The sequence below is a fragment of the Methylobacterium sp. 190mf genome (assembly GCF_900107945.1).
Lineage (GTDB): Bacteria > Pseudomonadota > Alphaproteobacteria > Rhizobiales > Beijerinckiaceae > Methylobacterium.
Genome location: NZ_FNVI01000026.1, coordinates 57,265 through 83,734 on the forward strand (window position 1 = coordinate 57,265; position 26,470 = coordinate 83,734).

25 protein-coding genes are annotated in these 26,470 nt (G+C 71.8%); 15 read left to right on the forward strand and 10 right to left on the reverse strand.

What is annotated here, in order from left to right; translation table 11 throughout:
• Positions 1 to 113 precede the first annotated feature (113 nt).
• Positions 114 to 980, forward strand: a complete 867-nt coding sequence (locus C4T42_RS25415) for a porin family protein (RefSeq protein WP_103986075.1) — start codon at positions 114 to 116, stop codon at positions 978 to 980.
• Positions 981 to 1,196: 216 nt separating this feature from the next.
• Positions 1,197 to 1,691, forward strand: a complete 495-nt coding sequence (locus tag C4T42_RS25420; protein ID WP_020095331.1) for a PRC-barrel domain-containing protein — start codon at positions 1,197 to 1,199, stop codon at positions 1,689 to 1,691.
• Between the two features lie 160 nt (positions 1,692 to 1,851).
• Here C4T42_RS25420 and parE read toward each other — a convergent pair whose 3' ends face one another.
• Positions 1,852 to 3,909 (reverse strand): DNA topoisomerase IV subunit B, encoded by a 2,058-nt coding sequence (gene parE / locus C4T42_RS25425; protein ID WP_103986076.1) that lies wholly within the window; start codon positions 3,907 to 3,909, stop codon positions 1,852 to 1,854.
• A gap of 371 nt (positions 3,910 to 4,280) precedes the next feature.
• On the opposite strand from parE, the gene C4T42_RS25430 reads away from it, so the two are divergent.
• Positions 4,281 to 4,469 (forward strand): hypothetical protein, encoded by a 189-nt coding sequence (locus C4T42_RS25430; RefSeq protein WP_042669668.1) that lies wholly within the window; start codon positions 4,281 to 4,283, stop codon positions 4,467 to 4,469.
• A gap of 179 nt (positions 4,470 to 4,648) precedes the next feature.
• Here C4T42_RS25430 and topA read toward each other — a convergent pair whose 3' ends face one another.
• The 3 genes from topA to C4T42_RS25445 all read right to left on the reverse strand — a co-directional run bounded on the left by topA (position 4,649) and on the right by C4T42_RS25445 (position 9,450).
• Complete coding sequence (gene topA, locus C4T42_RS25435) at positions 4,649 to 7,333, reverse strand: type I DNA topoisomerase (RefSeq protein ID WP_103986077.1); 2,685 nt, start codon at positions 7,331 to 7,333, stop codon at positions 4,649 to 4,651.
• 300 nt (positions 7,334 to 7,633) lie between these two features.
• Positions 7,634 to 8,593, reverse strand: a complete 960-nt coding sequence (locus C4T42_RS25440) for a molybdopterin-dependent oxidoreductase (protein WP_103986078.1) — start codon at positions 8,591 to 8,593, stop codon at positions 7,634 to 7,636.
• Positions 8,590 to 9,450 carry a cytochrome b/b6 domain-containing protein gene (locus C4T42_RS25445; RefSeq protein WP_103986079.1) on the reverse strand — a complete coding sequence of 287 codons (861 nt, stop codon included), beginning with the start codon at positions 9,448 to 9,450 and terminating at the stop codon, positions 8,590 to 8,592. Before C4T42_RS25445 ends, C4T42_RS25440 begins: the two co-directional genes overlap by 4 nt.
• Positions 9,451 to 9,770: 320 nt before the next feature.
• Here C4T42_RS25445 and C4T42_RS25450 point away from each other — a divergent pair, with 320 nt between their 5' ends.
• The 3 genes from C4T42_RS25450 (at position 9,771) to coaA (ending at position 12,170) form a co-directional block, all read left to right on the forward strand.
• On the forward strand, positions 9,771 to 10,718 hold the full coding sequence (locus tag C4T42_RS25450; protein WP_026605274.1) for an aspartate carbamoyltransferase catalytic subunit: 948 nt from the start codon (positions 9,771 to 9,773) through the stop codon (positions 10,716 to 10,718).
• 142 nt (positions 10,719 to 10,860) lie between these two features.
• On the forward strand, positions 10,861 to 11,184 hold the full coding sequence (locus C4T42_RS25455; protein ID WP_020095338.1) for a phosphoribosyl-ATP diphosphatase: 324 nt from the start codon (positions 10,861 to 10,863) through the stop codon (positions 11,182 to 11,184).
• The gene (gene coaA / locus C4T42_RS25460) at positions 11,181 to 12,170 is read left to right on the forward strand and encodes a type I pantothenate kinase (RefSeq protein WP_020095339.1); all 990 of its coding nucleotides are present in this window, start codon (positions 11,181 to 11,183) and stop codon (positions 12,168 to 12,170) included. Before C4T42_RS25455 ends, coaA begins: the two co-directional genes overlap by 4 nt.
• Before the next feature lie 163 nt (positions 12,171 to 12,333).
• Here coaA and thpR read toward each other — a convergent pair whose 3' ends face one another.
• Both thpR and C4T42_RS25470 read right to left on the reverse strand, forming a co-directional pair.
• Entirely contained in the window at positions 12,334 to 12,873 is a 540-nt protein-coding gene (gene thpR, locus C4T42_RS25465) for an RNA 2',3'-cyclic phosphodiesterase (protein WP_042669663.1), read from the reverse strand.
• Complete coding sequence (locus tag C4T42_RS25470) at positions 12,873 to 13,484, reverse strand: arylesterase (protein ID WP_103986080.1); 612 nt, start codon at positions 13,482 to 13,484, stop codon at positions 12,873 to 12,875. The genes thpR and C4T42_RS25470 overlap by 1 nt, the downstream gene beginning before the upstream one ends.
• A 219-nt stretch (positions 13,485 to 13,703) precedes the next feature.
• Between C4T42_RS25470 and C4T42_RS25475 the strand changes: the two genes are divergently transcribed.
• Entirely contained in the window at positions 13,704 to 14,390 is a 687-nt protein-coding gene (locus C4T42_RS25475; protein WP_026605275.1) for an ABC transporter ATP-binding protein, read from the forward strand.
• Positions 14,390 to 16,966, forward strand: a complete 2,577-nt coding sequence (locus tag C4T42_RS25480) for an FtsX-like permease family protein (protein WP_103986081.1) — start codon at positions 14,390 to 14,392, stop codon at positions 16,964 to 16,966. Before C4T42_RS25475 ends, C4T42_RS25480 begins: the two co-directional genes overlap by 1 nt.
• 160 nt (positions 16,967 to 17,126) lie before the next feature.
• On the opposite strand, the gene C4T42_RS25485 is transcribed toward C4T42_RS25480, so the two are convergent.
• Positions 17,127 to 17,402, reverse strand: coding sequence for a hypothetical protein (locus tag C4T42_RS25485; RefSeq protein ID WP_244603277.1), 276 nt, complete (start codon positions 17,400 to 17,402; stop codon positions 17,127 to 17,129).
• A gap of 209 nt (positions 17,403 to 17,611) precedes the next feature.
• Here C4T42_RS25485 and C4T42_RS25490 point away from each other — a divergent pair, with 209 nt between their 5' ends.
• The 3 genes from C4T42_RS25490 (at position 17,612) to C4T42_RS25500 (ending at position 20,395) form a co-directional block, all read left to right on the forward strand.
• Entirely contained in the window at positions 17,612 to 18,199 is a 588-nt protein-coding gene (locus C4T42_RS25490) for a PAS domain-containing protein (RefSeq protein ID WP_020095345.1), read from the forward strand.
• Positions 18,200 to 18,624: 425 nt separating this feature from the next.
• Positions 18,625 to 19,395, forward strand: a complete 771-nt coding sequence (locus C4T42_RS25495) for a Bax inhibitor-1/YccA family protein (protein ID WP_020095346.1) — start codon at positions 18,625 to 18,627, stop codon at positions 19,393 to 19,395.
• Positions 19,396 to 19,492: 97 nt separating this feature from the next.
• Positions 19,493 to 20,395, forward strand: coding sequence for a dihydrodipicolinate synthase family protein (locus C4T42_RS25500; RefSeq protein ID WP_020095347.1), 903 nt, complete (start codon positions 19,493 to 19,495; stop codon positions 20,393 to 20,395).
• A gap of 10 nt (positions 20,396 to 20,405) precedes the next feature.
• On the opposite strand, the gene C4T42_RS25505 is transcribed toward C4T42_RS25500, so the two are convergent.
• Positions 20,406 to 20,780 (reverse strand): DUF2794 domain-containing protein, encoded by a 375-nt coding sequence (locus tag C4T42_RS25505; protein WP_020095348.1) that lies wholly within the window; start codon positions 20,778 to 20,780, stop codon positions 20,406 to 20,408.
• A 345-nt stretch (positions 20,781 to 21,125) separates the two neighbouring features.
• On the opposite strand from C4T42_RS25505, the gene bluB reads away from it, so the two are divergent.
• Both bluB and C4T42_RS25515 read left to right on the forward strand, forming a co-directional pair.
• Positions 21,126 to 21,764: a 5,6-dimethylbenzimidazole synthase gene (gene bluB, locus C4T42_RS25510; protein ID WP_181049216.1), complete on the forward strand. Its 639-nt coding sequence runs from the start codon at positions 21,126 to 21,128 to the stop codon at positions 21,762 to 21,764.
• 228 nt (positions 21,765 to 21,992) lie between these two features.
• Complete coding sequence (locus tag C4T42_RS25515) at positions 21,993 to 22,460, forward strand: L,D-transpeptidase (protein ID WP_234080996.1); 468 nt, start codon at positions 21,993 to 21,995, stop codon at positions 22,458 to 22,460.
• Positions 22,461 to 22,481: 21 nt separating this feature from the next.
• On the opposite strand, the gene C4T42_RS25520 is transcribed toward C4T42_RS25515, so the two are convergent.
• Entirely contained in the window at positions 22,482 to 22,790 is a 309-nt protein-coding gene (locus tag C4T42_RS25520) for a cupin domain-containing protein (RefSeq protein WP_020095351.1), read from the reverse strand.
• A 239-nt stretch (positions 22,791 to 23,029) separates the two neighbouring features.
• On the opposite strand from C4T42_RS25520, the gene C4T42_RS25525 reads away from it, so the two are divergent.
• Positions 23,030 to 24,040 (forward strand): 2-keto-3-deoxygluconate permease, encoded by a 1,011-nt coding sequence (locus tag C4T42_RS25525; protein WP_020095352.1) that lies wholly within the window; start codon positions 23,030 to 23,032, stop codon positions 24,038 to 24,040.
• Between the two features lie 18 nt (positions 24,041 to 24,058).
• Here the strand turns inward: C4T42_RS25525 and C4T42_RS25530 are convergent, their stop codons facing one another.
• Complete coding sequence (locus tag C4T42_RS25530) at positions 24,059 to 24,229, reverse strand: DUF1674 domain-containing protein (protein WP_081636537.1); 171 nt, start codon at positions 24,227 to 24,229, stop codon at positions 24,059 to 24,061.
• Between the two features lie 179 nt (positions 24,230 to 24,408).
• Between C4T42_RS25530 and C4T42_RS25535 the strand changes: the two genes are divergently transcribed.
• Entirely contained in the window at positions 24,409 to 25,788 is a 1,380-nt protein-coding gene (locus C4T42_RS25535; RefSeq protein WP_181049217.1) for an RsmB/NOP family class I SAM-dependent RNA methyltransferase, read from the forward strand.
• Positions 25,789 to 26,470: the final 682 nt, after the last annotated feature.

The following is a 26,470-nucleotide window of genomic DNA, read 5'->3' on the forward strand; positions in this document are numbered from 1 at the left end:
TTGACGGGATGTCCCTAGCCTGAAGAGGCTTGTTGCAGGAAAGCGACAGACCCGCCATCCGAGAGCGCCTAGAAGGCTGCCGGCTCAAGCTAACCCCAGGACCGAACACCACCATGAAGAAGCTTCTCCTCGCATCCACCGTCCTCGCCGGCATGACCGCCGCGGCGTCCGCCGCCGACCTTCCGCGCCGCGCCGCGCCGCCGCCGGTGTTCACGCCGGTGCCGGTGTTCACCTGGACCGGCTTCTACTTCGGTGTGAACGCCGGCTACGGCTTCGACGCCAACAGCCGCAACACCACCAGCTACGCCCTGCCCGGCGGCTCGCTGATCAACTCCCCCGGCACCGCCGGCGTCGTCAGCGTCAACAACCGCAGCAACAACGACGGCTTCTCGGGCGGCGCCCAGATCGGCTACAACTACCAGTTCACCCCGGGCTCCGGCGTCGTGATCGGCTTCGAGGCCGACGCCCAGTACGTCGACTTCGCCCGCCGCGCCAACGGCACCCAGAACTACGCCTTCGGCGGCGCCCCGGGCATCGCGTTCGCCGCCCCGCGCGCCTTCGTCGCCACCAGCGGCAACGGGCTGGACTACTTCGGCACCGTGCGCGGCCGCCTCGGCTACGCCTTCGACCGCACCCTCGTGTACGGCACCGGCGGCTTCGCCTACGGCTCGGGCCAGGACGACCAGAACTTCGCCGGCAACCGCTTCCGCGACAGCTTCCGCACCGGCTGGGCCGCCGGCGGTGGCGTCGAGTACGCCCTGCCCACCGACTCGTTCCTGAACTTCTTCCGCTCGAACGCCGTGACGCTGAAGGTCGAAGGCCTCTACGTCAGCCTCGACCGCCAGAAGAACTCGGCCGGCGGCGTGTTCTACGGCAACCTCCTGCCCCCGAACGGCATCGCCTACCTCAACGGCGCCGCCGCCAAGACCGAGTTCGCCGTCGTCCGCGCTGGCCTGAACTACAAGTTCGGCTCGTACTGAGACCGGATGCCGGAGCCGGCTCTGCCGGCTCCGCGCTCCCGAAGGGCCCGGCCGCAAGGCCGGGCCCTTTCGCGTTTCGGGACCGCGAACCGGCCTCGGCGGGTGCGACAGGGAGGGCCGGAACCGCGCGGGCCGCCCGCGATTGAGACCGCGGCGCCCCTCAGTGACCCGGACAGGGCCTTCCACGCAGGGACCGGGCGCGCGGAGCGATCAGCCATGCGAAGCCGAATCCTTCTCCTATCGCTCGCGGCCCTCGGCCTCGCGAACGCGCCGGCCTCCGCGCAGGACGCCAGCGTGATCGGCAAGGACACGATCCTGCCGGCCACGGGACCGGGAACCTCGACGGACGGCAAGGGGGGCGGGCGGCTGACGGAGGCGGCGAGCGCCGAGGACGCGGCCAAGCGTCAGGGGCTCAAGCCCGTCACCTTCCTGACCACGAAGATGATCGGCGTGACGGTGCGCAACGCCGCCGGCGACAGCGTCGGCAAGATCGAGGATCTGCTCATCGCCGACGGCGGGACGCTTAAGGCCGTCGTGATCGACGTCGGCGGCTTCCTCGGCCTCGGCAGCAAGCTCATCGCGGTCGAGCCGGGCGCCCTCGTGCTGCGTCCCGGCGGCGACCGCTTCTCGGCGGTCCTCAACATGGGCAAGGACACGGTGGCGGCGGCCCAGCCCTTCGACCCGGCCAAGGTGATCGCGCCGCCCCGATAAGGCGCGACCGAAACCCGTCACCCGTCTTTGCGAGCGCAGCGAAGCAATCCAGGGCAGCGCGACTTCGGTGAACGTGGCGCTGCTGGGTTGCTTCGCTGCGCTCGCAATGACGGAGCGGCGCCATCGACCGACGCGGCGCGGCCGCGCCGGCGCTCCGGCGTCAGATGTCGAGGTCGGCGCCCTCGGCGAAGGCCGCGCGCTCGCTGATGAAGGCGAAGCGCGCCTCGGGCTTGTTGCCCATCAGGCGCTCGACCGTGTCGCCGGTCGATTCCCGGGCCTCGTCCAAGACCGCGACGCGCAGCAATGTGCGCTTCTTCGGGTCCATGGTGGTTTCCTTGAGCTGGGCCGGCATCATCTCGCCGAGGCCCTTGAACCGCCCGATCTCGACCTTGCCGCCCTTGAACACGGTCTTGACGATTCGCTCCCGATCCGCGTCGTCCCGGGCATAGGCCACCTTCGAGCCCTGCTGCAGCCGATAGAGCGGCGGGATCGCGAGGTAGAGGTGGCCGCGGTCGATCAGCCTCGGCATCTGGCGGTAGAAGAAGGTGATCAGCAGCGAGGCGATGTGGGCGCCGTCGACGTCGGCGTCCGTCATGATGATCACCTTCTCGTAGCGCAGGTCCGCCTCGCGGAAGGCCGAACCGGTGCCGCAGCCGAGCGCCAGGGTGAGATCCGAGATCAGCTGGTTGGCGCCGAGCTTGTCGCGCGAGGCCGAGGCGACGTTCAGGATCTTGCCGCGCAAGGGAAGGATCGCCTGGGTCGCCCGGTCCCGGGCCTGCTTGGCCGAGCCGCCGGCCGAGTCGCCCTCGACGATGAAGATCTCCGAGCCCGCGGTGCCGGCCGCCGAGCAGTCCGCGAGCTTGCCGGGCAGGCGCAGCTTGCGGGTCGCGCTCTTGCGGGCGACCTCCTTCTCCTGGCGGCGGCGCAGGCGCTCCTCGGCCCGGTCGATCACCCAGTCGAGGAGCTTGTTGGCCTGGGCCGGGGAGGCGGCGAGCCAGTGGTCGAAGGCGTCGCGCACCGCCGTCTCGACGATGCGCTGCGCCTCCACGGTGGCGAGCTTGTCCTTGGTCTGGCCCTGGAACTCCGGCTCGCGGATGAACACCGAGAGCATCGACGCGCAGGTCGCCATGACGTCGTCCGTCGTGACGGCGGTCATGCGCTTGGCCTGGTTCACCCGCTCGGCGTGCTCGCGCAGGCCGCGCAGCAGGGCGACGCGCAGGCCCGCCTCGTGGGTGCCGCCCTCGGGCGTCGGGATCGTGTTGCAGTAGGAGTGCGAGATCCCGTCCTCGGCGACCATCCAGGCCACCGCCCATTCGAGCGACCCGTGCGAGCCCGGCTTGGTGATCTTGCCGGAGAACATGGCGTCGGTGACGAGTTCCTTCCCGTCGATGTCGCGGGCGAGGTAGTCGCGCAGCCCGTCGGGGAAGCGGTGCACCGCCTCGGCCGGCACGTCCTCCAGCCCCTCGAGGAGGGCGGGGGCGCAGCGCCAGCGGATCTCAACGCCGCCGAACAGGTAGGCCTTGGAGCGCGCCATCTTGAACAGGCGGCGCGGGTCGAACTTCAGCGAGCCGAAGATCTGGGCGTCCGGGTGGAAGCGCACGCGGGTGCCGCGGCGGTTCTGCACCCGGCCGACCAGTTCCAAGGCCCCTTGGGCATGACCGCGCGAGAAGGTCTGGCGGTAGAGGGTCTGGTTGCGCGCCACCTCGACCTCGAGCAGGTCGGAGAGCGCGTTCACCACCGAGATGCCGACGCCGTGCAGGCCGCCCGAGGTCTCGTAGACCTTCGAGTCGAACTTACCGCCGGCGTGCAGCGTGGTCATGATGACCTCGAGCGCCGACTTGCCGGGAAATTTCGGGTGCGGGTCGACCGGGATGCCGCGGCCGTTATCGGTCACCACGAGGCCGCCGGATTCCTCCAGCTCCACCTCGATGAAGCTGGCATGGCCGGCGACCGCCTCGTCCATCGAGTTGTCGATCACCTCGGCGAACAGGTGGTGCAGCGCCCGCTCGTCGGTGCCGCCGATATACATGCCGGGCCGGCGCCGGACGGGCTCCAGCCCCTCCAGCACCTCGATGTCGGAGGCGGTGTAGCCGCCCTCGGGCTCGGCGGCCGCGACCGTCGCCACGGAGGCCGCCGAATCCAGCCGCCGCGGCTCGGGCGGGCGGGCCGCCGCGCCCTTGCCGCCCGGCCCGAACAGGTCCCGCGCCGGATCGCTCACGCGCGGCCTCCTGGCGCGCGGCGCGTCGGCCGGCTCGGCTTCGCGCAGACGGGTCTTGGGACGGGTCTCGGGTCGTGGAGCATGCGCCTTCATCCCCGCATGATAGCGGAACAAACCATAAACATCAAAGCCGTTCGCCCTGCGGCGAGGCGGTCGCATCATCGCATGCTGCGCCGCCGCGAGCGAGGGCCGCGTCCGTGCCGGCACACGGTTCCGCGCGCCGGGCCGTCATCACGACGTTGCACAACAATGGGTTAAGGCTTTCTCGTGACCCGCATGCCCGGCTTCCACAGGCGACGCCCGGAACAGAACGGGACGATCGACGTTGGTGGCGGAGATAAATCTTGACCGTGGTCAGGGAGCCGCAGTCCATGAGCGACGCCGCGATCGAGGCCCGCCGCCTCACGTTGATCCGCTTCGAGCACGCGGCCGGCGCCGCCTTCGGCTGCGACGATGACGCGGCCGCAGTGCCGCCGGCCCGGGCGCTGATGAACTCCACCACCCTCGCGCTCGCGACCTTCGCGACGGCCGTGGCGGCGACGATCACCTACCTGGTCTGATCCCGATCGCTGACCGCACCCCACGGTGAGAGAGCGTCAACGCTGCCTCACCCGCGTCCTTGCGAGCGGAGCGAAGCAACCCAGTCGGCGCCACGTTCGAACGCCGCGCGCTGTACTGGATTGCTTCGCTCCGCTCGCAAGGACGGGCCGGTCCCTTGCGGCCCCCGTCCACGAACGCTTCAGCCCGCGCTCGACGTCTTCGCCGCCGCCTTCTTGGCCGCCGGCTTCTTCGCGGCGGTCTTCTTCGCCGCCGGCTTGTCGCCGCCCGCGGCCCGCGCCGACCCTTTCCGGACCGCCCCGCGCTTCGCCGGCTTGCCGCCGCCCGCGGCGCGCTTGGCGTTCACCAGGGCGATCGCCTCGTCGAGGGTCAGCGCCTCGGCGCTCATCGTCTTCGGCAGCGTGGCGTTGACCTCGCCGTCCGTGACGTAGGGCCCGTACTTGCCGGCCTTGACCACGAGATCGCGGCCGCTGGCCTCGTCCTTGCCGAGCGGCCGGCCCGGATCGGCGGCCGGCCGGCCGCGGCCGCCGCCCTGCTCCTTGGCGACGATCAGGTCGATGGCGCGGTTAGCCCCGATCTCCAGCACGTCGTCGTCCTTGCCGAGATTGGCGTAGGTCTTCCCGTGCTGCACGTAGGGTCCGAACCGGCCGAGATTGGCCAGGATCGGCTCGCCGGTCTCGGGGTGGCGGGCCACCTCGCGCGGCAGCGCCAGCAGGGCCAGCGCCTTGTTGAGATCCACGTCCGAGGGGCTGAGCCCCTTGGGCAGCGACGAGCGCTTCGGCTTCTCAGCGCCCTTCTCGGCGGAGGCCTCGCCGAGCTGGAGGAACGGCCCGAAGCGGCCGTCGCGCAGCGTCACCGGCAGGCCGGTCGCGGGATCGTCGCCCAGCACCCGCACGCCCGGCTGGCTGCCCTCGGCCGAGGAGCCGTCCCCGTCGCCGTCGACGCCCGAGGCCGAGAGCTGCCGGGTGTACTTGCACTCCGGGTAGTTCGAGCAGCCGATGAAGGCGCCGAACTTGCCGAGCTTCAGCGACAGCTGGCCCGAGCCGCAGGTCGGGCAGGTGCGCGGGTTCGAGCCGTCGCCCTTGTCGGGGAAGATGTGCGGCCCGAGGAGGCCGTTCAGCGCCTCCAGAACGTCGGCGACGCGCAGCTCCTTGGTCTCACCGATCGCCGCGGAGAAGTCGCGCCAGAAGTCGCGCAGCACCGCCCGCCAGTCGATCTCGGCGTTGGAGACCCGGTCGAGCTGCTCCTCGAGGCCGGCGGTGAAGTCGTACTCGACGTAGCGCCGGAAGAAGCTCTCGAGGAAGCCCGTGACGAGCCGCCCCTTGTCCTCCGGCTGCAGCCGCTTCTTCTCGATCTTGACGTATTCGCGATCCCGCAAGGTCTGGAGAACCGCGGCATAGGTCGACGGGCGGCCGATGCCGAGCTCCTCCATGCGCTTCACGAGGCTCGCCTCGGAGTAGCGCGGCGGCGGCTCGGTGAAGTGCTGGGTCGAGCTGATCCGCTCGCGGGCGAGCGGGTCGCCGGCCTTCATGGGCGGCAGGCGGCGGCTCTCCTCGTCCTCCTCGTCGTCCTTGCCCTCCTGGTAGAGGGTCAGGAAGCCGTCGAACTTCACCACCTGGCCGGTGGCGCGCAGGTCGATGGTCCGCGGTCCGACCTTGGCGGTGACGTCGACGGTGGTCCGCTCCAGCTCGGCCGATTCCATCTGGCTGGCCATGGTGCGGGTCCAGATCAGCTCGTAGAGCCGGGCCTGCTCGGGCTCGAGGTGGCGCGCCACCGTCTTGGGCAGGCGGCCCATGTCGGTGGGGCGCACCGCCTCGTGGGCCTCCTGGGCGTTCTTGGCCTTGACGCTGTACTTGCGCGGCACGTCCGGCACGTAGCGGTCGCCGAACTCCTTGCCGATCACCCGGCGGGCGTCCTGGATCGCCTCCGGCGCCATGTCGACGCCGTCGGTCCGCATGTAGGTGATGATGCCGACCGTCTCGCCGCCGATATCGACGCCCTCGTAGAGCCGCTGGGCGACCCGCATGGTCTGGGCCGGCGCCATCCCGAGCTTGCGGGAGGCCTCCTGCTGGAGGGTCGAGGTGGTGAAGGGCGGCTGCGGGTGGCGCTTGGCGGGCTTCGCCTCGACGCTCGCCACCTGGAAGGTCGCGAGCTCGAGGTCGCGCTTGAAGGCGGCCGCCTCCTCGCCCGTGCCGACGTCGAGGCGCTGGATCCGCTTGCCGTCGGCGCCCACGAGGCGGGCCTCGAAGGTCGCGCCGTCGGCGGTCGTCAGCGTGGCGATGAGCGTCCAGTACTCGCGCGGCTTGAACCGCTCGATCTCCATCTCGCGCTCGACCACGAGCCGGAGCGCCACGGACTGAACGCGCCCGGCCGAGCGGGCGCCCGGCAGCTTGCGCCACAGGACCGGCGAGAGGTTGAAGCCGACGAGATAATCGAGCGCCCGGCGCGCCAGGTAGGCGTCGACCAGCGCCTGGTCGATCTCCCGCGGCTTGCGCATCGCCTGCTCGACCGACGCCTTGGTGATGGCGTTGAAGGTCACGCGCTCGACCGGGATGCCCTTGAGCGCCTTGCGGGCGGTGAGCGCCTCCAGCACGTGCCAGGAGATCGCCTCGCCCTCGCGATCCGGGTCGGTGGCGAGGATCAGCTTGTCGGCGCCCTTGACCGCCTTGGCGATCTCCGAGACCCGGCTCGCTCCGCGGTCGGCCAGCTCCCAGACCATGTGGAAGTCCTGCTCGGGATCCACCGAGCCGTCCTTGGGCGGCAGGTCGCGGATATGCCCGAAGGAGGCGATGACTTCATAGTCGCGGCCGAGATACTTATTGATCGTCTTGGCTTTGGCCGGCGACTCGACGACGACGACTTTCATTCAGACCTCTGCCCCTGACGGAGCCTGGGCGCGACGGACGAATTCTGTTCGAGATTCGCGTGGGACGTATGCCCGCCGTCGGGCCGGGGCCGCGCGCCGGGCACAAGTGGGTCACGGGCGGCGGGTTGTCAAATCGCGAGGTTGTTCGGGGGAGCCACTGCGCGGCACTTTTCGGGCCGGGTCCTGATCAGGTTCCGCGTCGCTCCACCTGTCCGGGGAAGAGGCCATGCAGGATGAAACGCGGCCCGGGCTCCAGCACGGAACTTGCCGCGTCAGCAGCTCAAAATCCCGTCAGTCGCCTCAGATCCCCGCGTACCACTCGTAGCCGCGGTCTTCCCAGTAGCCGCCGCTGCCCCCGCCGATCCCGGCGAGCGACTCCACCATCTCGACCCGCATCACGTACTTGGCCTGCTTGTAGCCGAGCTGGCGCTCGACCCGCAGCCGCAGGGGCGCGCCGTTCGAGACCGGCAGCGGCTTGCCGTTGAGGTCGTAGGCCAGGATCGTCTGCGGGTTGAAGGCGTCGTAGAGGTCGATGCTCTCGTAGTAGCGGATCGGGATCCCCGCCGGCTCGGGCTCCGGGGCCGGGCTGCCCTGGCCCCAATCGTCCTTGGGCGCGTCGGTCGCGGTGGCCGGGCCGCCCCAATCGTCGGCGGCGGCGAGCTGCACGTAAGCTTCGCGCACCGCGCCCGGATGGGTCGGACGCCAGAGGGACGCGCCCTGGTCGCGCCCTCTGCCACCGCCCTTGGGACCGGCCTCGAACTCCAGCGTGTCGGCGCAGTGGAACACCGCGTAGCGCGCCTGCGGCTTCAGCCCCGCCTTTTTCAGCACCTCGGCGAGCGGCACGCCGCCCCATTGCCCGATGCAGCTCCAGCCCTCCACGCAATCGTGCCGGGTGATCTGGGTGCGCGACGGCAGGGCGCGCAGGTCCGCGAGGCTCAGCGACAGCGGGGTCTGGACCAGCCCGTCGACGGAGAGCTTGAAGTCCGAGAAGTTCCGCGCCGCCAGCGCCCGGTAGGCGCGGTCCGGCGGGTCGATCGTGCCGTTCGGCTTGAACCAGGGCGAGATCATCGAGGCCGGGAATTCCCGGGCCAGGGTCGTCGGCGACATCAGCAGGCGCTGGACGTATTCATTGGCGTCCTCGCCGATCTTGAGGGTGCGCTGCCCCGTCTCGGTCCCGGCGAACTTGTCGCAGCCGGCCAGCAGCGCGGTGCCCATCAGACCGGCGCCCGCGGTGAGGAGCTTGCGGCGGTGGAGGATCATCGCGCGGTCTCCCGGTCGCGGCCGAGGCTGAACCAGCCGGTGATCATGCCGCGCATGTTGTTGACGAGCCCGGAGACGACCACGAGCAGCACGTGGACCACCACGAACAGCACGATCAGCCCGGCGGCGATGAAGTGGACGCTGCGCGCCGATTGCCGGCCGCCGAACACCTCGGTGAGCCACGGCCAGGCCGCGTCCATCCCGGGCGACATGGCGAGGCCGGCGAGCACCATCGCGGGCAGCAGGCCGAGCACGAGGACGAGGTAGGTGAGCTTCTGGATGACGTTGTAGCGCTTGGCCTCGGTGCCCTCGGGGAAGCGCAGGAGCAGGTGCTCCTTCACGGAGCCGCCGAAGTCGCGGATCTGGTCGCCGTCGGGGATCAGGCGGCGGCGGAGCTGGCCCGAGACCAGGCCGTAGAGCAGGTAGACCGCCCCGTTGATCACCAGCAGCCACGCGAACAGGAAATGCCAGCGCCGCCCGGTGGCGAGGTCCTGGTTGGCCGGCAGCGTCGCCCAGGACGGGAAGGCGCGCTCCACCTCGGTGCCGCCCTCCCTCGACAGGCCGAGCACGCCGGTCGTGTCGAGGGTGTGGGAACCGACCGTCACGACGCCGCGGGTCGTGCCCTCGCGGCCGGGCTCGCTGGTGATGGCGAGCGACGGATTGTCGAAGGTCGAGACCGATCCCCAGTAGAGCGCCGGGTGGGCGTTGAAGATCTGCAGGCCGCTCATCAACAGCACCAGCAGCACCGCGGCGTTGATCCAGTGCGCCAGCCGGATGACCAGCGGGTGGCGGTAGAACCAGCGGCGCCCCTGCCGGTCGACGGTCTCGGGGGCTTCGAGGGCAGGGGAGGCGGCCAAGCGTCTGGATCCCGGGCAAGCGGCGCGGGGTCGGGAGCGTACGAATCCCGACCGTTCGGGCAGATACGTGGCGCGGGGGCGGGCGGTTACCATCCGCCGGGAAAAAGGCCGCAGCCGCCTCTCGAAGTGCGACTGCACCGATGGGCGCGCGCCGTCGATGACGGAGCGCGACGCGCCCCATCCTGCCGCCGGACGGACAGCCTGGGCCTCGAACCCGTGACGCCCGCAGCCCCTGACGAAGCGAGCGTCATGACTGAACCGGGATGAGCGCCGAACAGCCTTGCCCCCCGGGCGCGCCGCACCTACACCCGGGCCTCATCATGACGACGCCTCCGACCCCGGCCTTCCCGCACCGGCACCTCCTCGGCATCGAGGGCCTGACCCGGCCCGACATCGAGGGGCTGCTCGACGCCGCCGAATCCGCCGTCGACATCTCGCGGCAGGTGGAGAAGAAGCGCACGACCCTGCGGGGCCGCACGCAGATCAACCTGTTCTTCGAGCCCTCGACGCGGACGCAATCGTCCTTCGAGCTCGCCGGCAAGCGGCTCGGCGCCGACGTGATGAACATGTCGGTGGCCTCGTCCTCGGTGAAGAAGGGCGAGACCCTGATCGACACCGCCGCGACGCTCAACGCCATGCGGCCCGACATCATCGTGGTCCGTCACGAATCGGCGGGCGCCGTTCACCTGCTCGCCCGCAAGGTCGACTGCGCGGTGGTCAATGCCGGCGACGGCGCCCACGAGCACCCGACCCAGGCCCTCCTCGACGCGCTCACCATCCGCCGCAACAAGGGCCGGATCGAGGGCCTGCAGGTGGCGATCTGCGGCGACGTCCTGCACTCGCGGGTGGCGCGCTCCAATATCATCCTGCTCCAGGCCATGGGCGCGCGGGTCCGCCTGATCGCGCCCTCGACGCTGCTGCCCTCCGGGATCGAGCGCTTCGGCGTCGAGACCTTCACGGACATGCGCAAGGGCCTCGTCGGCTGCGACATCGTCATGATGCTGCGCCTCCAGCGGGAGCGCATGAACGGCTCGTTCGTGCCGTCCGTGAAGGAGTATTTCCGCTACTTCGGCCTCGACGGCGAGAAGCTGGCGCTCGCCAAGCCCGACGCCCTGGTGATGCATCCGGGGCCGATGAACCGCGGCGTCGAGATCTCCTCCGAGATCGCCGACGGGGCGCAGTCGCTGATCCGCGAGCAGGTCGAGATGGGCGTCGCCGTCCGCATGGCCGTGCTGGAAGCGCTGGCGCGGCACCTGCCGAACGGGTGAACCCAAGACAACGGGTGATCCCCAGACAAAGCCGGGCGGCCTTCACCCGCTCCGCTTGCCCGCCGAGCGGCCGTGGCGCAGTTTCCTGCCGAAATCCGGCCCTGATCTGTATAAGGGGCCGTCGCAACATGCAGATCGCTTCATGACCGCCTACACGCTCGCCGACCTCGCCGCCCTCGTGGCGAGCCGCGCCGGGACCGATCCGGCCACCTCCTACACGGCCAAGCTCCTGTCCGAGGGCCCCGCCAAGGCGGCCAAGAAGCTCGGCGAGGAGGCGGTGGAGGCGGCGATCGCGGCCGTGCAGGGCGACAAGACCGGCCTGCGGAACGAGGCCGCCGACGTGCTCTACCACCTCGTCGTGCTGCTCCGGGCGGGCGGGGTCGAGCTCGATGCCGTGATGGCGGAGCTGGAGCGTCGCACGGCCCAGAGCGGCATCGCCGAGAAGGCCGCGAGGCGCCACGCGTGAACGCGGCCGCGCTGCCGGGCTCGGTCGAGGCGATCCTCGAAGCGTCCGACCGGCTCTCGCCGTATCGCCGCTTCAGCCGCGAGGAATGGGCGCAGCTGCGCGCCGACACGCCGCTCACCCTCAACCAGGAAGACCTGGAGCGGCTGCAATCGATCAACGACCCGATCTCGGTCGAGGAAGTGGTGGCGATCTACCTGCCGCTGTCCCGTCTGCTCGCCCTGTACGTCGCGGCGACGCAGGGCCTGTTCAAGGCGACGCAGCGCTTCCTGATGGCCGAGCGCGAGACCAAGGCGCCCTACATCATCGGGCTCGCCGGGTCGGTGGCGGTGGGCAAGTCCACGACCGCCCGCATCCTGACCGCCCTGCTGGCGCGCTGGCCCAACACCCCCAAGGTCGACCTCGTCACCACCGACGGGTTCCTGCTGCCCAACGCCGAGCTCGCCGCCAACGGGCTGATGGAGCGCAAGGGTTTCCCGGAGAGCTACGACACCGCCGCGCTGCTGCGCTTCCTCCACGACGTGAAGGCCGGCCACAAGCGCGTCACCGCGCCGCTCTACTCGCACCTCGTCTACGACCGGGTGCCCGGGGAGGAGCGGGTCGTGGAGAGCCCCGACATCCTGATCGTCGAGGGCCTGAACGTGCTCCAGCCCGCCCGCCTGCCGCGGGACGGGACCGCGATCCCGTTCGTGTCCGACTTCTTCGACTTCTCGATCTATCTCGACGGCCACGAGGACGACCTGCACCGCTGGTACGTCACGCGCTTCATGAAGCTGCGGCAGACGGCGTTCCGCGACCCGCGCTCGTACTTCCGGAAATACGCCGAGATCGCCGAGACCGAGGCCCTCGACATCGCCGACCGGCTCTGGACGACGATCAACCTGCCGAACCTGCGCGAGAACATCGTGCCGACCCGCCAGCGAGCGAGCCTGATCCTCACCAAGGGCGCGAGCCACCGGATCGAGAGCGTGGCCCTGCGGCGGCTGTAGGCCGGTTCGGGCCGATCGCGCGATCGGCCCGCATGAAGACCGAACCTCCGTCATCACGAGCGACGCGAAGTGACCCAGGGCAGCGCGACGTTCGGGGCGATGTCGCCGCCTCTGGATTGCTTCGCTTCGCTCGCAAGGACGTGAACGACCGAGCCTAGGCGCATCACGCGAACGGGAACTCCGCCTCCGCCACGTACGGACCGCCGCCGGTCGAGTCCCGCGCCGAGAACAGCGTCACCCGGTCCGACGTGTAAGTCAGCGGCGCGAAGACCGGCGCCTGCGACAGGTACATCGCCGCCGCCTCCGGCGTGGCGTCGCGCCGGAGGCGCGCCAGGGTCACGTGCGGGGTGAATTTCCGCCGCTCCGGCTCGACCCCGGCCCGGCGCACGAGCCGCTCCTGCTCGGCCTGGAGATCCGTCAGCTCCGCCTCCGGCACCACCGAGGCGTAGAGCGCCCGCGGCCTGTCGCCGCCGAAGATGCCGAGGCCGTCGAGCGTCACCGTCAGGGCCGGGCGGACCCGCATCTCGGACAGCGCCTCCACCACGTCGTCGGCCGTGGTCGCGTCGACGTCGCCGATGAACCGCAGGGTCACGTGGAAGTCGCCCGGCTCGATCCAGCGGGCCCCGGGCAGGCCGCCCTGCCAGGCCCTGAGCGCGTCGGCGATCGCGGGCGGCACCGCGAGGCCGGTGAACAGGCGCGGCACTACCGCGACGCCCCCTGCCGGAGGCCCCCCAGGAAACCCTCCACCGTCGGCAGCATGCGGGAAGCGATGGTCTCCACGCCCTGCCGGTTCGGGTGGATCATGTCGTCGAGGTGCTGCGCCCGGTCGCCGATGATCCCGTCGAGGAAGAACGGGTAGAGGGTCAGGCCGTAGCGCTTGGCGAGCGCCGGGTAGATCGCGTCGAACCGCGCCTTGTAGTCCGGCCCGAGGTTGGGCGCGGCCTGCATGCCGGCGAGCAGGACCGGGATGCCCCGGGCCTTCAGCCGCTCGATGATCGCCGACAGCGCGCCCTCGGTGACCTTCGGGTCGGTGCCGCGCAGCATGTCGTTGGCGCCGAGTTCGAGGATCACGCCCGCGGTCCCGTCCGGGACGGACCAGTCGACCCGGTCGAGGCCGCCCGTGGCGGTGTCGCCGGAGACGCCGGCATTGGCGACCGTCACGTCCGCGCCCCTGGCCTTGAGCAGGCGCTCCAGCACGGTCGGGAAGGCGGCGTCGGCCGGGAGTTTGTAGCCCGCGGTCAGGCTGTCGCCGAGGGCGACGAGCTTGACCGGCTCGCCGGGCGCGGCCCGCGCTTTCGGCGCGACGGCTGTCATGAAAGGGACCATCAGGAGCGCTAGCGCTGCGGCATACAGGGCCGTGCGCCGGAACACAGCGCGCGCGTCATGGCGCGGCCCCAATGCCGAACCCATATCGCGGTGCACCCGCGGCCCGTAGAGCCAAGATCGAAGCCGAAGGGATCGACCCCACGTGAGGACCTCGCGCGCCATGCTCGTCATCGCCCACAGATCGGCTCACCGGTGAGCCAAGGCAAGGTGCTGCGCGAGCCCGCGATCGCGCTGTCGGACATCGATCTCAGCCTCGGCCGCGGCGCCGCCCGCGTCCACGTCCTGCGCGGCATCTCGCTGAATGTCGACCGCGGCGAGGCGGTCGGCCTCGTCGGCCCGTCCGGCTCCGGCAAGTCGACGCTGCTGATGGTGATGGCCGGGCTGGAGCGGCCCGATTCCGGCGGCGTCGTCATCGAGGACACCGACCTCGTCCGCCTCGACGAGGACGCGCTCGCCCGGTTCCGGGGCCGGCGGATCGGCATCGTGTTCCAGGCCTTCCACCTCGTGCCGACCATGACGGCGCTCGAGAACGTGGCCCTGCCGCTCGAACTCGCCGACCGGCCCGGCGCCCTGGAGCGGGCACGCGCCGAGCTGGAGGCGGTCGGCCTCGGGCACCGGCTGCACCATTACCCGGCGCAGCTCTCCGGGGGCGAGCAGCAGCGCGTCGCCATCGCCCGGGCGGTCGCCCCCGACCCGGCGATCCTGGTTGCCGACGAGCCCACCGGGAACCTCGACGAGGCCACCGGCCGCCAGATCGTCGACCTGCTGTTCCGGCTGAAACGGGACCGCGGCGCGACACTGGTCCTCGTCACCCACGACAACGGCCTCGCTCGCCTGTGCGACCGCACCGTGCGCCTGCGCTCGGGGCGGATCGAGGAGGCGGTGGCCGCCTGATGCACGGCACGATCACCCGCCCCGACCCCGCGCCCCGCCGGATCCCGCTCACCCTGCGCCTCGCGCTGCGCGAGTTGCGGGCCGGGCTCAACGGCTTCGCGGTGTTCCTCGCCTGCATCGCGCTGGGCGTCATGGCCATCGCGGGCGTGGCGTCGATCTCGCGCTCGCTCTCGGACGGGCTCGGCCGGGAGGGCCGGCGCATCCTCGGCGGCGACCTCGCCTTCAACCTCATCAACCGCGAGGCGACCGACGCGGAGAGGCAGGCGCTGGCAGGCGAAGGCCGCCTCGACATCGTCGCCTCCCTGCGGGCCATGGCGGTGGCGGGCAGCGGCGACGCGGCCCTGGTCGAGCTGAAGGCCGTCGACCCCGCCACCTATCCGGCCGCCGGCGACCTCGCGACCGACCCGCCGGGCCGCCTCGCCGACCTGCTGGCGGAGCGCGACGGGGTGCCGGGGGCGCTGGCCGACCCGGCCATGCTCACCCGCCTCGACGTCAAGGTCGGCGACCGGATCGCGCTCGCCGGGCACGACGTGGCGATCCGCGGTACCATCGTGTCCGAGCCCGACAAGATCGCCGGCGGCATCGGCTTCGGTCCGCGGCTGATGGTCTCCGAGCCGACGCTCCGCGCCACCGGCCTCGTCCAGCCCGGCAGCCTCAACCGCTGGAGCTACCGCCTCGTCCTGCCGCCCGGCACGCCGGACGCCGACCTCGACGCGGCGCAGGCCCGGATCCGCGCCGCCACCCCCGAGGCCGGCTGGGAGATCCGCTCGCGCACCAACGCCGACCCGCGCTTCGCCAAGAGCATCGAGCGCTTCACGCAGTTCCTGACCCTGGTGGGACTCACCGCGCTGATCGTCGGCGGCGTCGGGGTCGGCAACGCCGTCCACGCCTTCGTGGAGCGCAAGCGGCCCTCGATCGCGACGCTCAAGAGCGTCGGCGCGCCGGGCTCGCAGGTGGTCGCCCTGTACCTGACGCAGGTGATGCTGATCGCCGGCCTCGGCACCCTGATCGGCCTCGCGATCGGCGCGAGCCTGCCCTTCCTCCTCGACGCCCTGTTCTCCGCCGACCTGCCGCTGCCGCTGAACCCGACGCTCGCCCCCGGGGAGCTGGCGCTCGCGGCCGCCTACGGTCTGATCACGGCCTTCGCGTTCGCGATCACGCCGCTCGGCCGCGCCCACGACGTGCCGGTCTCCGGCCTGTTCCGCGACACGGTCGACCCGGCCCGCGTCAGCCCGCGCTGGCGCTACCGGATCTGGCTCGCCGTCAGCCTCGCGGCCCTGGTCGGCCTGTCGGTGGCGACCGCCTTCGACCGGCGCGTCGCGCTGATCTTCATCGCGGCCGCAGCCATCGCGTTCGGCCTGCTGCATCTGGTGGCGCTCGGCCTGATGGCGCTCGCCCGCCGCCTGCCGCACCCGCGCTGGCCGGCGCCCCGGATGGCGCTCGCCAACCTGCACCGGCCCGGCGCCCTGACGCCCGCCATCGTCCTGTCGCTCGGCCTCGGCGTGACGCTCCTCGTGACGCTCAGCCTGATCGACGCCAATGTCCGCCGCACGATCAGCGCGACCCTGCCGGCCCGGGCGCCGAATCTCTTCTTCCTGGACATTCCCTCCCGGGACGCTGCCCAGTTCCGCGAGTTCCTGGCGCGCTCGGCCCCGAGCGGAAAGATCGAGGACGTGCCGATGATGCGCGGCCGGATCGTCGCCCTGAACGGCGTGCCGGCGAGCAAGATCCGCCCCCCGGAAGACGCCGCCTGGGTGCTCGACGGCGACCGGGGCATCACCTACGCCGACACGGTGCCGGACGGCTCCAGCCTCACCGAGGGCGCGTGGTGGAGCCCGGAGCAGGGCGCGAAGCCGCTAGTCTCCTTCGAGGCCGACCTCGCCCGCCAGCTCGGCCTGAAGCTCGGCGACACCGTGACGGTGAACGTGCTCGGGCGCGACCTCTCCGCGACGATCTTCAACCTGCGCCGGGTGGAGTGGCGCAACCTCGGCATCAACTTCGTGATGGTGTTCTCGCCGGGCACCTTCCGGGGCGCGCCGCATTCCGACCTCGCGACGCTGACCCTGCCCGGCGGCACCGACGCTTCCGCCGAGAACCGCATCCTGCGCGACGTCGCCAAGACTTTCCCGTCGGTGAGCGCCGTGCGGGTGAAGGACGCCCTGGACGCCATCGGCGACCTCGTCGGCCGGCTGGTCCTGGCGATCCGGGGGGCGAGCGCCGTGGCGGTGCTGGCGAGCCTGTTCGTGCTGGCCGGCGCCATCGCGGCCGGGCACCGGGCGCGGCTCTACGACGCCGTCGTGCTCAAGGTGCTGGGCGCGAGCCGGGCGCGGCTGCTGACCGCCTACGCCCTCGAATACGCCGCGCTGGGGCTCGCCACGGCGCTGTTCGGCCTCCTGGCCGGGACGCTCGCCGGCTGGGTGATCGTCGCCAAGGTCATGCACCTCGACTTCCGCCTCGACCTGTCGGGCGCGCTGGTCGCGGCCGTGGCCGCGGTGGCGCTGGCGATCCTCCTCGGGCTCGTCGGCACGTGGCGGATCCTGGGGCAGAAGCCGGCGCCGTATCTCCGGCAGGCCTGACGGAGGCCGATCCCGCAGGCTCCGTATCCGGTTCAGCCCCGGCGGAGGCCGCGATCGAGGCCGTCGAGAGCGGCGGACCGCGCCCGGCCGGAGACGGTCCGGCGGGATATCGAAGCCCTCGGTCCGTGGGGGAGGGGCTTCCAACCGTCGGACCCCGCGCTCACGGGTCGCAGCGCTCCGCATTCTCCGCGGTGCGCGCGCATGCCTCGGTCGGTTCGGGGCCGACCAGAGCTTGGACCGCCTCACCGAATCGCCTCCGCGCCGCGGGATCGAGTCGGCGCAGGTGGACCCCGACCAGCATCAGCAGCCGCTCCGTCTCCCGCTCGATGGCCGGACGGTCCACAGATCCGCAGTGATCGGAACCGTAGAACGCCTCGATCGGCAAATCGAGGGACTGCGCAATCCTGTTCAGCGCGCGCGCGGCGGAGGATTCCACCTTCCGGTCAGCAATCGTCCGCAGGAATTCGAGTCCGTTCTCATCCATGGCGGCCCCTCGAATCACTCGCGACGGGGGGAAATTTCCCAACCATGACAAGAGGTGCCCCCGTGAAGGGGTATTCGCAAGTGAACTCTTTGTCATTTCGCCGGAAGATTGGTACGGAGCTAGACATTCGAGCTTCGAGCGGCCCGGGGGGACCGTCCACCATGCGCATCAACGTCATCGATGGCTACGCGGAGAACGCCGACCGTCTCCGGGCGGCTCTCGAAGCCTCGTGCGTTGTGGGAGCCTGGGAGTGGGACCACGTCCGCGGCGTGGTCGTCTACGACGCGGGCGCGGCCCGGTTGCTGACCGGCAATCCCGACCTTGCCGACCGTCCGATCAACGGGCCGATGGCTCTGGCCGCGGTGCATCCCGAGGACATGACGTGGTTGATGGACCACATGCTCCGGGCCGTCCGATCGAGCGGGCTGGTCCTTGCCGAGTACCGCGTGTTCAAGGCGGACGGCACCGTGCGCTGGCTCCTCAGCCGGGGGCGGACCCATCGGAACGAGGACGGCGAGCCGCAGCGCTCGCACGGCATCCTGATGGACATCACCGAGATCCGCGACGGCGGCGACCGCTACGTGGTCGGCAGGCCCATGGCGGGCGGCGACCCGCTGGAGCGGGCGGCCGACCTCGCCGTCGCGCTCAAGGAGACGCTCACCGACGACATGCCCGCGGAGGTGCGGGCGGCCGCCGACCTGATGCTGCTGGGTCTGGGCCGCGCCCTGGCCCGCCGGATGACGCACTGAACCGCCCCTCCCGGGCCGCCCAGATCCCACGCGCCGGTGAGCGGATCTTCGAGGCTGCGGACCCGCCTTGCAGGCACGAACCCGCCGGGACTTGGCGGTCCGGACCGGAGAAACCGGGGCGCACGCGGACGCACGTGGCATAAGGAAGCCGTTAAGACTTCGCGCGGGCGCATCGAAACGCCTGGACGGCGACAACCGTCAGTCGAACAACCCGACGACGGAGCGGAATGCATTTTAATCCCGGCCCAGATGGACAAAAATACATCTGCCGGACACGGAAAAGCGGCCCCGGAACCGTGGCCGGGGACTTGTGTCGCGGCTTCGGGCGCAACATATTCCCGATCGAGGCGCCAGCCCGGCGCCAGAGGTCCTGCGTGGGCCTCGACCGAACACCACGCTGAGAGAGCCTCCGCAAGGAAACTCCCATGGCATTCGAGAACAGCCCCTTCCGGTACGGCGCCCAGCAGCCGACCGGCTACGCCGGCACCCAGGTCGAGGTCGATCAGGGCCTGCGCACCTTCATGCTCGGCGTCTACAACAACATGATCGTCGGGCTCGGCATCTCGGGTCTCGTCGCGCTCGGCCTGAACATGGCCTCCGTGGCGGCCTACCAGGGCACCCGCCCGATCCTGACCCCGTTCGGTCAGACCCTCTACCTCAGCCCGCTGAAGTGGGTCCTGATGCTCGCCCCGCTGGCGTTCATCTTCGTCTTCTCCATGCGGATGGACCGGATGTCGGCCTCGTCCGCGCGGACGATGTTCTGGGCCTTCGCGGCGGTGATGGGCGCCTCGATGTCCTCGCTCCTCCTGGTGTTCACCGGGGGCAGCGTGGTGCAGGTGTTCTTCATCACGGCGGCGGCCTTCGGCTCGCTCAGCCTGTGGGGCTACACCACCCGGCGCAGCCTCTCCGGCATGGGCTCGTTCCTGATGATGGGCCTGATCGGCATCATCCTCGCGTCGCTGGTGAACATCTTCTTCGCCTCGTCGGCCCTCCAGTTCGCCATCTCGGTGCTGGGCGTGCTGATCTTCGCGGGCCTGACCGCCTACGACACCCAGAAGCTCAAGGAGATGTATCTCTACGGCGGCTTCGACGGCGAGATGGCGGCCAAGATGTCGGTGAACGGCGCCCTGACTCTCTATCTCGACTTCATCAACATGTTCCAGTTCCTGCTGAGCCTGATCGGCGACCGCCGATAAGCCAGCCCGAACAAGACGGGACGAGGGAACCCCGTCGGGACACCGCCGGGGTTTCTTTTTGCCTGGCCGCCGCGCGCGGATGCGCTAGGCTCGGGCCATGCCCGCGCTCTCCGACCTCTCCGGCCTCTCCGCTTTCCCGATCACCCCGAGCGACGCAGACGGCCGCGTCGACGCGGAAGCGCTGCGCCGGTTGCTGGAGCCCCTGGCGGCCGCCGGGGTCGACTCGATCGGCCTCCTCGGCAGCACCGGGACCTACGCGTACCTGAGCCGCGAGGAGCGGCGCCGGGCGGTGGCGATCGCCGCCGAGGCCGTGGCCGGACGGGTCCCGCTCCTCGTCGGCATCGGCGCCCTGCGCACCGACGAGGCCGTCCGCCTCGCGCAGGACGCGCGGGCGGCCGGCGCGGATGCCGGGCTCCTCGCCCCCGTCTCGTACACGCCGCTCACCGAGGCGGAGGTCGAGGCGCATTTCGCGACCGTAGGGGAGGCGGGCGGCCTGCCCCTCGTCCTCTACGACAACCCCGCGACCACGCATTTCCACTTCACGCCGGCGCTGATCGGCCGGATCGCCCGCCAGCCCGGGATCGTGGCCGCCAAGTGCGCCGCGCCGGAGCCGGCGCGGGCCGCCTCCGGGATCGCGGCCCTGCGGGAGGCCGTCCCGGCGGGCTTCCCCATCGGGTTCAGCGGCGACTGGAACGTCACCGAGGCGCTGATCGCCGGCGGCGCGGCGTGGTTCAGCGTGGCGGGCGGCCTGTTTCCCCGGACCTGCCTGGCGATCGTCCGGGCCGTGGCGGCGGGCGAGACCGAGCGGGCCCGCGCCCTCAACGCCGAGCTGGAGCCCCTCTGGACGCTGTTCCGGACGCATTCCAGCCTGCGGGTGGTCTACGCCCTGGCCGATCTCATGGGCCTGTGCCGCGCCGAGCCGCCGCGGCCGATCCGGCCCCTGGCGCCGGAGGCGGTGGCCGAGATCGCCGCGACCGTCCGGCGCCTGTCCCTGTCCTGAGCGGGCGCCGTCAGACCGCCGCCGGTGCCGGTTCCAGCACGGCGATCACCCGGGCGAGCTCGGTACCGCGCTTCAGGATCTGGCCGCTCGCGGCGACGACGGCGTAGGCCCCCTGGCGCCGGGCGAGCTTGGGATCCTTCTCGATGCGGTAGAGAGGCATCTCGGAGGAGCGCCGGTAGATCGAGAACACCGCCTTGTCGCGGCGGAAATCGAGGGCGTAGTCGCGCCACTCGCCCGCGGCGACCTGCCGGCCGTAGAGGTTGAAGATCGTGCGGAGCTCGTCCCGGTTGAAGGCGATCTGCGGAGGGGCCGCGCGGGCGGGGAAGGGGATGACATGGCCCGCCGCCTCGTCGGGCCTCGACCCGGCGCTCGTCCTCTCGGTCATCACGGCTCCCGTGCATCGATGCTTTGCCGGATGATGGGCCTCGCCGCCGCGGCCCGCAAGGGTCGCGCGCGCGGTGTCCCGCGAGACACGCCCAAGCGACAAAAAACACGGTTTGGCCCGATTCACGCCTTTTGCAGGCCGCGTTGCGGCGCGACAACAGGCGTCGAACCTCGCCGGGTTCTGCCCGGTCGGCGACCGACACCCAGCTCCCCAGCCATCGGTCGCCGCTCGGGATCCCAGGATCCGGCACTCCGAGGTTTCGAGACCCAAGACTTCAGGCCGCCCCTCGGGCGGCCTTTTTTCCGTTTCCCGTCGGGCCGGGGTTGCGGCTATGCCAGCCGCATCATGGGCCCGCCCGCCTTCGACGCCGCCTTCCTGCACGACCTCGACGCGCTGTTCGCGTGGCGCCGCGACGTGCGCCGCTTCCGGACGGATCCGATCGACGAGGACGCCCTGCGCGCCTGCCTCGCGGCGGCCCACCGGGCCCCCTCGGTCGGCAACAGCCGGCCCTGGCGCTTCGTGCGGGTCGCGGATCCGGGACGCCGCCGCGCGGTCGCGGAGAACTTCGCCGGCTGCAACGAAGCCGCGGCCGCGGGCTACGCGACCGATCGGGCCGCGCAGTACCGCGGCCTGAAGCTCGCCGGCCTGCGGGAGGCGCCGGTCCATCTGGCCGCCTTCTGCGACGTGGCCACCGAGACCGGCCTCGGCCTCGGCCGGGCCAGCATGCCCGAGACCCTGGCCTACTCGGTCGTGGGGGCGGTGCAGTGTTTCTGGCTCGCCGCCCGGGCCCGCGGCCTCGGCGTCGGCTGGGTCTCGATCCTGGAGCCGGAGGCGGTCACGGCGATCCTGGCCGTGCCGGAGACGTGGCGGCTCGTGGCCTATCTCTGCGTCGGCTACCCGGTGGAGGAGCATCTCGACCCGGAACTGGAGCGCCACGGCTGGCAGTCGGAGGACCGGCGCGGGAGCGAACTCTACGAGCGCTGAGACGCGCGCGGAGCGGCGGCCCCGCCGCGCGGCAACGGCCCGTACACTCTGGTTCGTGGTTGCTCTTTTACCGTGCCCCGCGGATCCGCAGAATGACCCCGCGTCAACCATAGCTTTTCTCGGAACGGTAAGCTCGGCCGGGGATTACTTGCCCGCGTCTAGTCTAGCTTTGCGAGGATCGCGGTGATGTCGGGTCGGGTGGCGGCTCTATTCGGTTTGGCCGGCGCGATGCTGGCCGGTTGTTTCCAGGCGGCGCAGGCGCGCGAGATCGTCCCCTTCGCCAACGGCGTCGCGCCGGGCTCGGTGGTGATCAGCGTGTCGCAGCGCAAGCTCTACCTGGTGAACGGCGACGGCACGGCGATCCGCTATCCCGTGGCGGTGGGCCGTCCCGGCAAGCAGTGGTTCGGCATCAAGCCGATCGACGGCAAGTACGTCGCCCCCGCCTGGTCGCCCCCCGCGGAGGTGAAGCGCGACAACCCGCGGTTGCCGAACCTCATCGCGGGCGGCTCGCCGCACAATCCCATGGGGGCGGCGGCGATGACGCTCGCGGGCGGCGAGTACGCCATCCACGGCACCAACCGGCCGAACTCGGTGGGCACCTACGCGTCCTACGGCTGCATCCGGATGTACAATCAGGACGTGGTCGACCTCTACGCGCGGGTCGATGTCGGCACGCAGGTCTACATGACCCACTGAACCCACTGAGGCCCGCCGGCCTCACCCGGCCGGCGGTGCAGTCGCCTCGACGGCCGTGAAGGTCTCCAGGATCCGGTAGGTGTGCGCGGCGCCGGCCGGCACGCAGTAGGAATCGCCCGGCGCGAGCGCCACGGTCTCGCCCTCCAGCACGAGCTCGGCCCGGCCGCTGATGACGTAGCCGACCGTCTCGTGCGCCGAGGTGGTCATCGGCTTGTCGGCGTTGGGCTCCTCGGCCCGCCACATCCGCATGCCGAGCCGCTCGCCGCGGGCGAGGTGGATCTCGCCGTGTGGACCCGCGCTCGCGCTCCGGGCCGATACTGTCGTCGCCATCGTCGCCTCCCTCCGGTGAACCTCGCCAACGGGGCCCGGCGCCCGACGTTCCGCGCCCGACAGCGCGACACGTTCGGCAAGCCCCGCGCCGGGGCGCCGCTTGACGACCCGCGGCGCGCCCCGACAGGATGACGCACCGGTCCGAGAGGCGCCCGACAGAGGCGCGGGCCGGCGCGGCGTGCGCGATCCCGCCCGGGTCCGGCGCGTCGGCGGACGACCCGGATCGGGAGGGACGCGCCATGCAGATCAAGGCGGCGATCGACAGGATTCCCGGCGGCCTGATGCTGGTGCCGCTCCTGCTCGGGGCCCTGTGCAAGACCTTCGCGCCGGGCGCCCCGGCCTATTTCAAGGGCTTCACGCAGGGGATCATGACCGGCGTGATCCCGATCCTGGCGGTCTGGTTCTTCTGCATGGGTGCCTCGGTCAGCCTGAAGGCGACCGGCACGGTGCTGCGCAAGTCCGGGACGCTGGTGGCGACCAAGCTCGTCGCCGCCTGGGCGATCGTGCTGGTGGCCGGGCTGTTCATCCCGCCCGAGGGCATCCAGACCGGCTTCTTCGCCGGCCTGTCGATCCTGGCGATCGTCTGCGCCATGGATATGACCAATGGCGGCCTCTACGCCTCGCTGATGCAGACCTACGGCAGCCGCGAGGAGGCCGGCGCCTTCATTCTGACCTCGATCGAGTCCGGCCCGCTGATGAGCATGATCATCCTCGGCGCATCCGGGGCGGCGCATTTCGAGCCGCAGATCTTCGTGGGCGCGGTGCTGCCCTTCCTGGTCGGCTTCGCCCTCGGCAACCTCGACCCGAAGCTCCGGGCCCTGTTCGCGCCCGGCGGCCAGCTGATGATCCCGTTCTTCGCCTTCGCGCTGGGGAACACGGTCGACCTCAACAACCTGCTCTCGCCGCTCGCGGGGCTCGGCATCGTGCTGGCGCTCGCGGTGATCGTCCTGACCGGCATCCCGCTGATCCTGGCCGACCGGGCGATCGGGGGCGGGACGGGCACGGCCGGCTTGGCCGCCTCCTCCACCGCCGGGGCGGCGGCCGCCAACCCGCTGGCGATCGCCGCCGTCGCCCCGCAATTCGCCCCCTCGGCGCAGACCGCCACCGTGCTGGTGACGATCTGCATCATCGTCACCTCGATCCTCGTGCCGATCCTGACCGGGCTCTGGTACCGGCGCTTCGGGGCTGGCGTGGCCGAGGCCCGGGCCGAGGAAGAGGCCGGCGCGCCGCTGGCGGTCCCGGCCGAGTAGGCGCCCGCGGCGGGTCCCTCAGAAGTCGACCGCGAGGCCCTTCACCTCCCAGTCGTCGTAGCGGACCGGCTCCAGACCGCCGCGCCCCTGGCGCTCGGGCTTGGCGCTGATCTCGGCGGCCCGGGCGTCGATCGCCGCGCGGCGCTCGACGGCCTCGGCGAGGGCGCGCTGCGCCGCCGGGCTGAGGATGCGGGGCGGGGCGGCGCCGTCTCCGGCCTCCGCGGCCGGATCCTGTCGGTGCGGGTCCTGTCGGTGCGGGTCCTGTCGGTGCGGGTCCTGTCGGTGCAGGTCTCTTGCGGTCGGCTCTTGCATCGCGCTCGCTCGGGTGTGAGGGCGTGGGTCGGGAAGACATCGGATCTGGAGCAGAAGTGGCATCGCGGGACACAGGCCGCAACACGCGGAACGCAGCGGCACCGGGCGGGACCGGTCCGGACATCGCGGGACTGGGGGCGCGCCGCGCGGCGATGCAGGCGGTCGCGGCCCTGATCGGCCAGGAGCGCCCCCCCGCCCTCGACGACGCCCTCGCCCAGGCGATCCGCGCCGAGGCGCTGGCGCCGGCCGATGCCGGGCTGGCGCGGGCCATCGCGGTGGCGACCTTCCGCCGCTACGGGCTGATCCGCGCCGCCCTGGCCGCGCGGCTCGAGCGCGGGCTCCCGGCGGCCAAGCCGCAGCTCACGGCCCTGCTGGCCACCGCGACCGCCCAGATCCTCGACCTCGCGGTCCCCGACCACGCCGCGGTCGACCTCGCCGTGCGGCTCGCCAAGGCGGATACCCGCACGGCCCATCTCGCCGGGCTCGTCAACGCGGTGCTGCGCCGGGTCGCCCGCGAGCGCGACGCGATCCTGGCCGCGGACGCCGAAGCCCTGGCGGTCAACACCCCGGACTGGCTCGCCCGCCGCTGGGTCGCGGCCTACGGGCCCGAGCGCGCGGCCGCGATCGCCCGCGCCCACCTCGCGGGGGCCGCCATCGACCTGACCCCGCGGGGCGAGCCCGCCGACTGGGCCGCGCGGCTCGGCGCCGTGACCCTGCCGACCGGCTCCCTGCGCCTGCCCGAGAACGGCCCGGCCATCCCCGAGCTGCCGGGCTTCCAGGAGGGAGCGTGGTGGGTCCAGGACGCCGCCGCGGCGCTGCCGGCCCGCCTCCTGGCGCCGCGGGACGGCACCCGCGTCCTCGACCTCTGCGCGGCGCCCGGCGGCAAGACCCTGCAGCTCGCCGCCACCGGCGCCCGGGTCACGGCGGTCGATCGGTCCGCACCGCGGCTGGAGCGCCTGCGCGAGAACGTCGCGCGGCTCGGCTTCGCCGTCGACGTCGTGGTCGCCGACGCCCTCGCGCTGGAGCCGCAGGACCACGACGCCGTGTTGCTCGACGCGCCGTGCTCGGCCACCGGGACGATCCGGCGCCATCCGGACGTGGCCTGGACGAAGGCCGAGGCCGATATCAGGCGGCTCGCCGCGCTCCAGGCGAAGCTCCTCGACCACGCGGCCGGGCTGGTGCGGCCGGGCGGCCTCCTCGTCTACTGCACCTGCTCGCTGGAGCCGGAAGAGGGCGAAGCGCAGGTGGCGGCGTTCCTGGCCCGCGATCCCCGCTACGCGCGGGTGCCGGTCCGGCCCGAGGAGGTCGGCGGCGCCGCGGCGCTGATCGACGACCGCGGCGACCTGCGCACGCTGCCGTGCCACCTGCCGGAGTTGGAGGGCGCCCGCGGCGGCCTCGACGGCTTCTTCGCGAGCCGCCTCCGGCGGGCGGACTGACCGGGCGCGAACCGGATTTTTAGGGAGGCGGGCCGGCGGTCCGCCTCCGCCCCATCATTTCGTGGGGTGCCGCAGGCGAGCCCGGAACCCGGACCTGCCGACGGTGCATTCCCGATCGTGTTGCAAAGGTCCGGAAGACAGGCGTCTGCGGGTCGGCACAGCCGCGCCGCGACGCGATCCCTCTCTCGCACGGGAGAGGGACCTGCGCCTGACTCTCATCTTGTTTCCGGGTCATGGGATCGGTTCCGCCGTCCTCGCGAGCGGAGCGAAGCGATCCAGGGTCGCGCCCCGCTCAACGACGTCGCGCCGCCCTGGGTCGCTTCGCTGCGCTCGCGATGACGAGAGGCGCGTCGACCGTGCTGCGCCGCTCAGTTTTCCTTGACAATGTTCCTATTTTGTGCTTCCTGACCGCACCTGTCCGCGGCGGCCCGGGAGCGATCCCGGGCCGTCCTTCGGGGGCCCGCCCGGTGGCTGACCGGGCGGGTCCGGGGACGGGGCGGCGCCCGCGTCGGTGGCTCTCAGCCGCCATCGCCCCGGGCGACGGACCGGTGCGGGGCGTGCCTCGGACGCGGGCGTGAGACCGGGCGGCACTGTGCCCGGCGGGGTGAGGAAATGCCCCCGCGCCGACCCGCCTCTGGGCCGACCCTGAGCGACCTGCGGACCCGCCCACTACGAGGCGGGG

Coding starts and splice junctions, on each gene's coding strand:
- C4T42_RS25420 (WP_020095331.1), top strand. CDS start 1,197: ATGCGAAGCCGAATCCTTCTCCTATCGCTCGCGGCCCTCGGCCTCGCG.
- topA (WP_103986077.1), bottom strand. CDS start 7,333: ATGAAAGTCGTCGTCGTCGAGTCGCCGGCCAAAGCCAAGACGATCAAT.
- C4T42_RS25440 (WP_103986078.1), bottom strand. CDS start 8,593: ATGATCCTCCACCGCCGCAAGCTCCTCACCGCGGGCGCCGGTCTGATG.
- C4T42_RS25525 (WP_020095352.1), top strand. CDS start 23,030: ATGCAGATCAAGGCGGCGATCGACAGGATTCCCGGCGGCCTGATGCTG.
- C4T42_RS25470 (WP_103986080.1), bottom strand. CDS start 13,484: ATGACAGCCGTCGCGCCGAAAGCGCGGGCCGCGCCCGGCGAGCCGGTC.
- C4T42_RS25450 (WP_026605274.1), top strand. CDS start 9,771: ATGACGACGCCTCCGACCCCGGCCTTCCCGCACCGGCACCTCCTCGGC.
- C4T42_RS25520 (WP_020095351.1), bottom strand. CDS start 22,790: ATGGCGACGACAGTATCGGCCCGGAGCGCGAGCGCGGGTCCACACGGC.
- C4T42_RS25455 (WP_020095338.1), top strand. CDS start 10,861: ATGACCGCCTACACGCTCGCCGACCTCGCCGCCCTCGTGGCGAGCCGC.
- C4T42_RS25415 (WP_103986075.1), top strand. CDS start 114: ATGAAGAAGCTTCTCCTCGCATCCACCGTCCTCGCCGGCATGACCGCC.
- C4T42_RS25500 (WP_020095347.1), top strand. CDS start 19,493: ATGCCCGCGCTCTCCGACCTCTCCGGCCTCTCCGCTTTCCCGATCACC.
- C4T42_RS25505 (WP_020095348.1), bottom strand. CDS start 20,780: ATGACCGAGAGGACGAGCGCCGGGTCGAGGCCCGACGAGGCGGCGGGC.
- C4T42_RS25495 (WP_020095346.1), top strand. CDS start 18,625: ATGGCATTCGAGAACAGCCCCTTCCGGTACGGCGCCCAGCAGCCGACC.
- bluB (WP_181049216.1), top strand. CDS start 21,126: ATGGGCCCGCCCGCCTTCGACGCCGCCTTCCTGCACGACCTCGACGCG.
- C4T42_RS25430 (WP_042669668.1), top strand. CDS start 4,281: ATGAGCGACGCCGCGATCGAGGCCCGCCGCCTCACGTTGATCCGCTTC.
- C4T42_RS25480 (WP_103986081.1), top strand. CDS start 14,390: ATGCACGGCACGATCACCCGCCCCGACCCCGCGCCCCGCCGGATCCCG.
- C4T42_RS25490 (WP_020095345.1), top strand. CDS start 17,612: ATGCGCATCAACGTCATCGATGGCTACGCGGAGAACGCCGACCGTCTC.
- C4T42_RS25515 (WP_234080996.1), top strand. CDS start 21,993: ATGCTGGCCGGTTGTTTCCAGGCGGCGCAGGCGCGCGAGATCGTCCCC.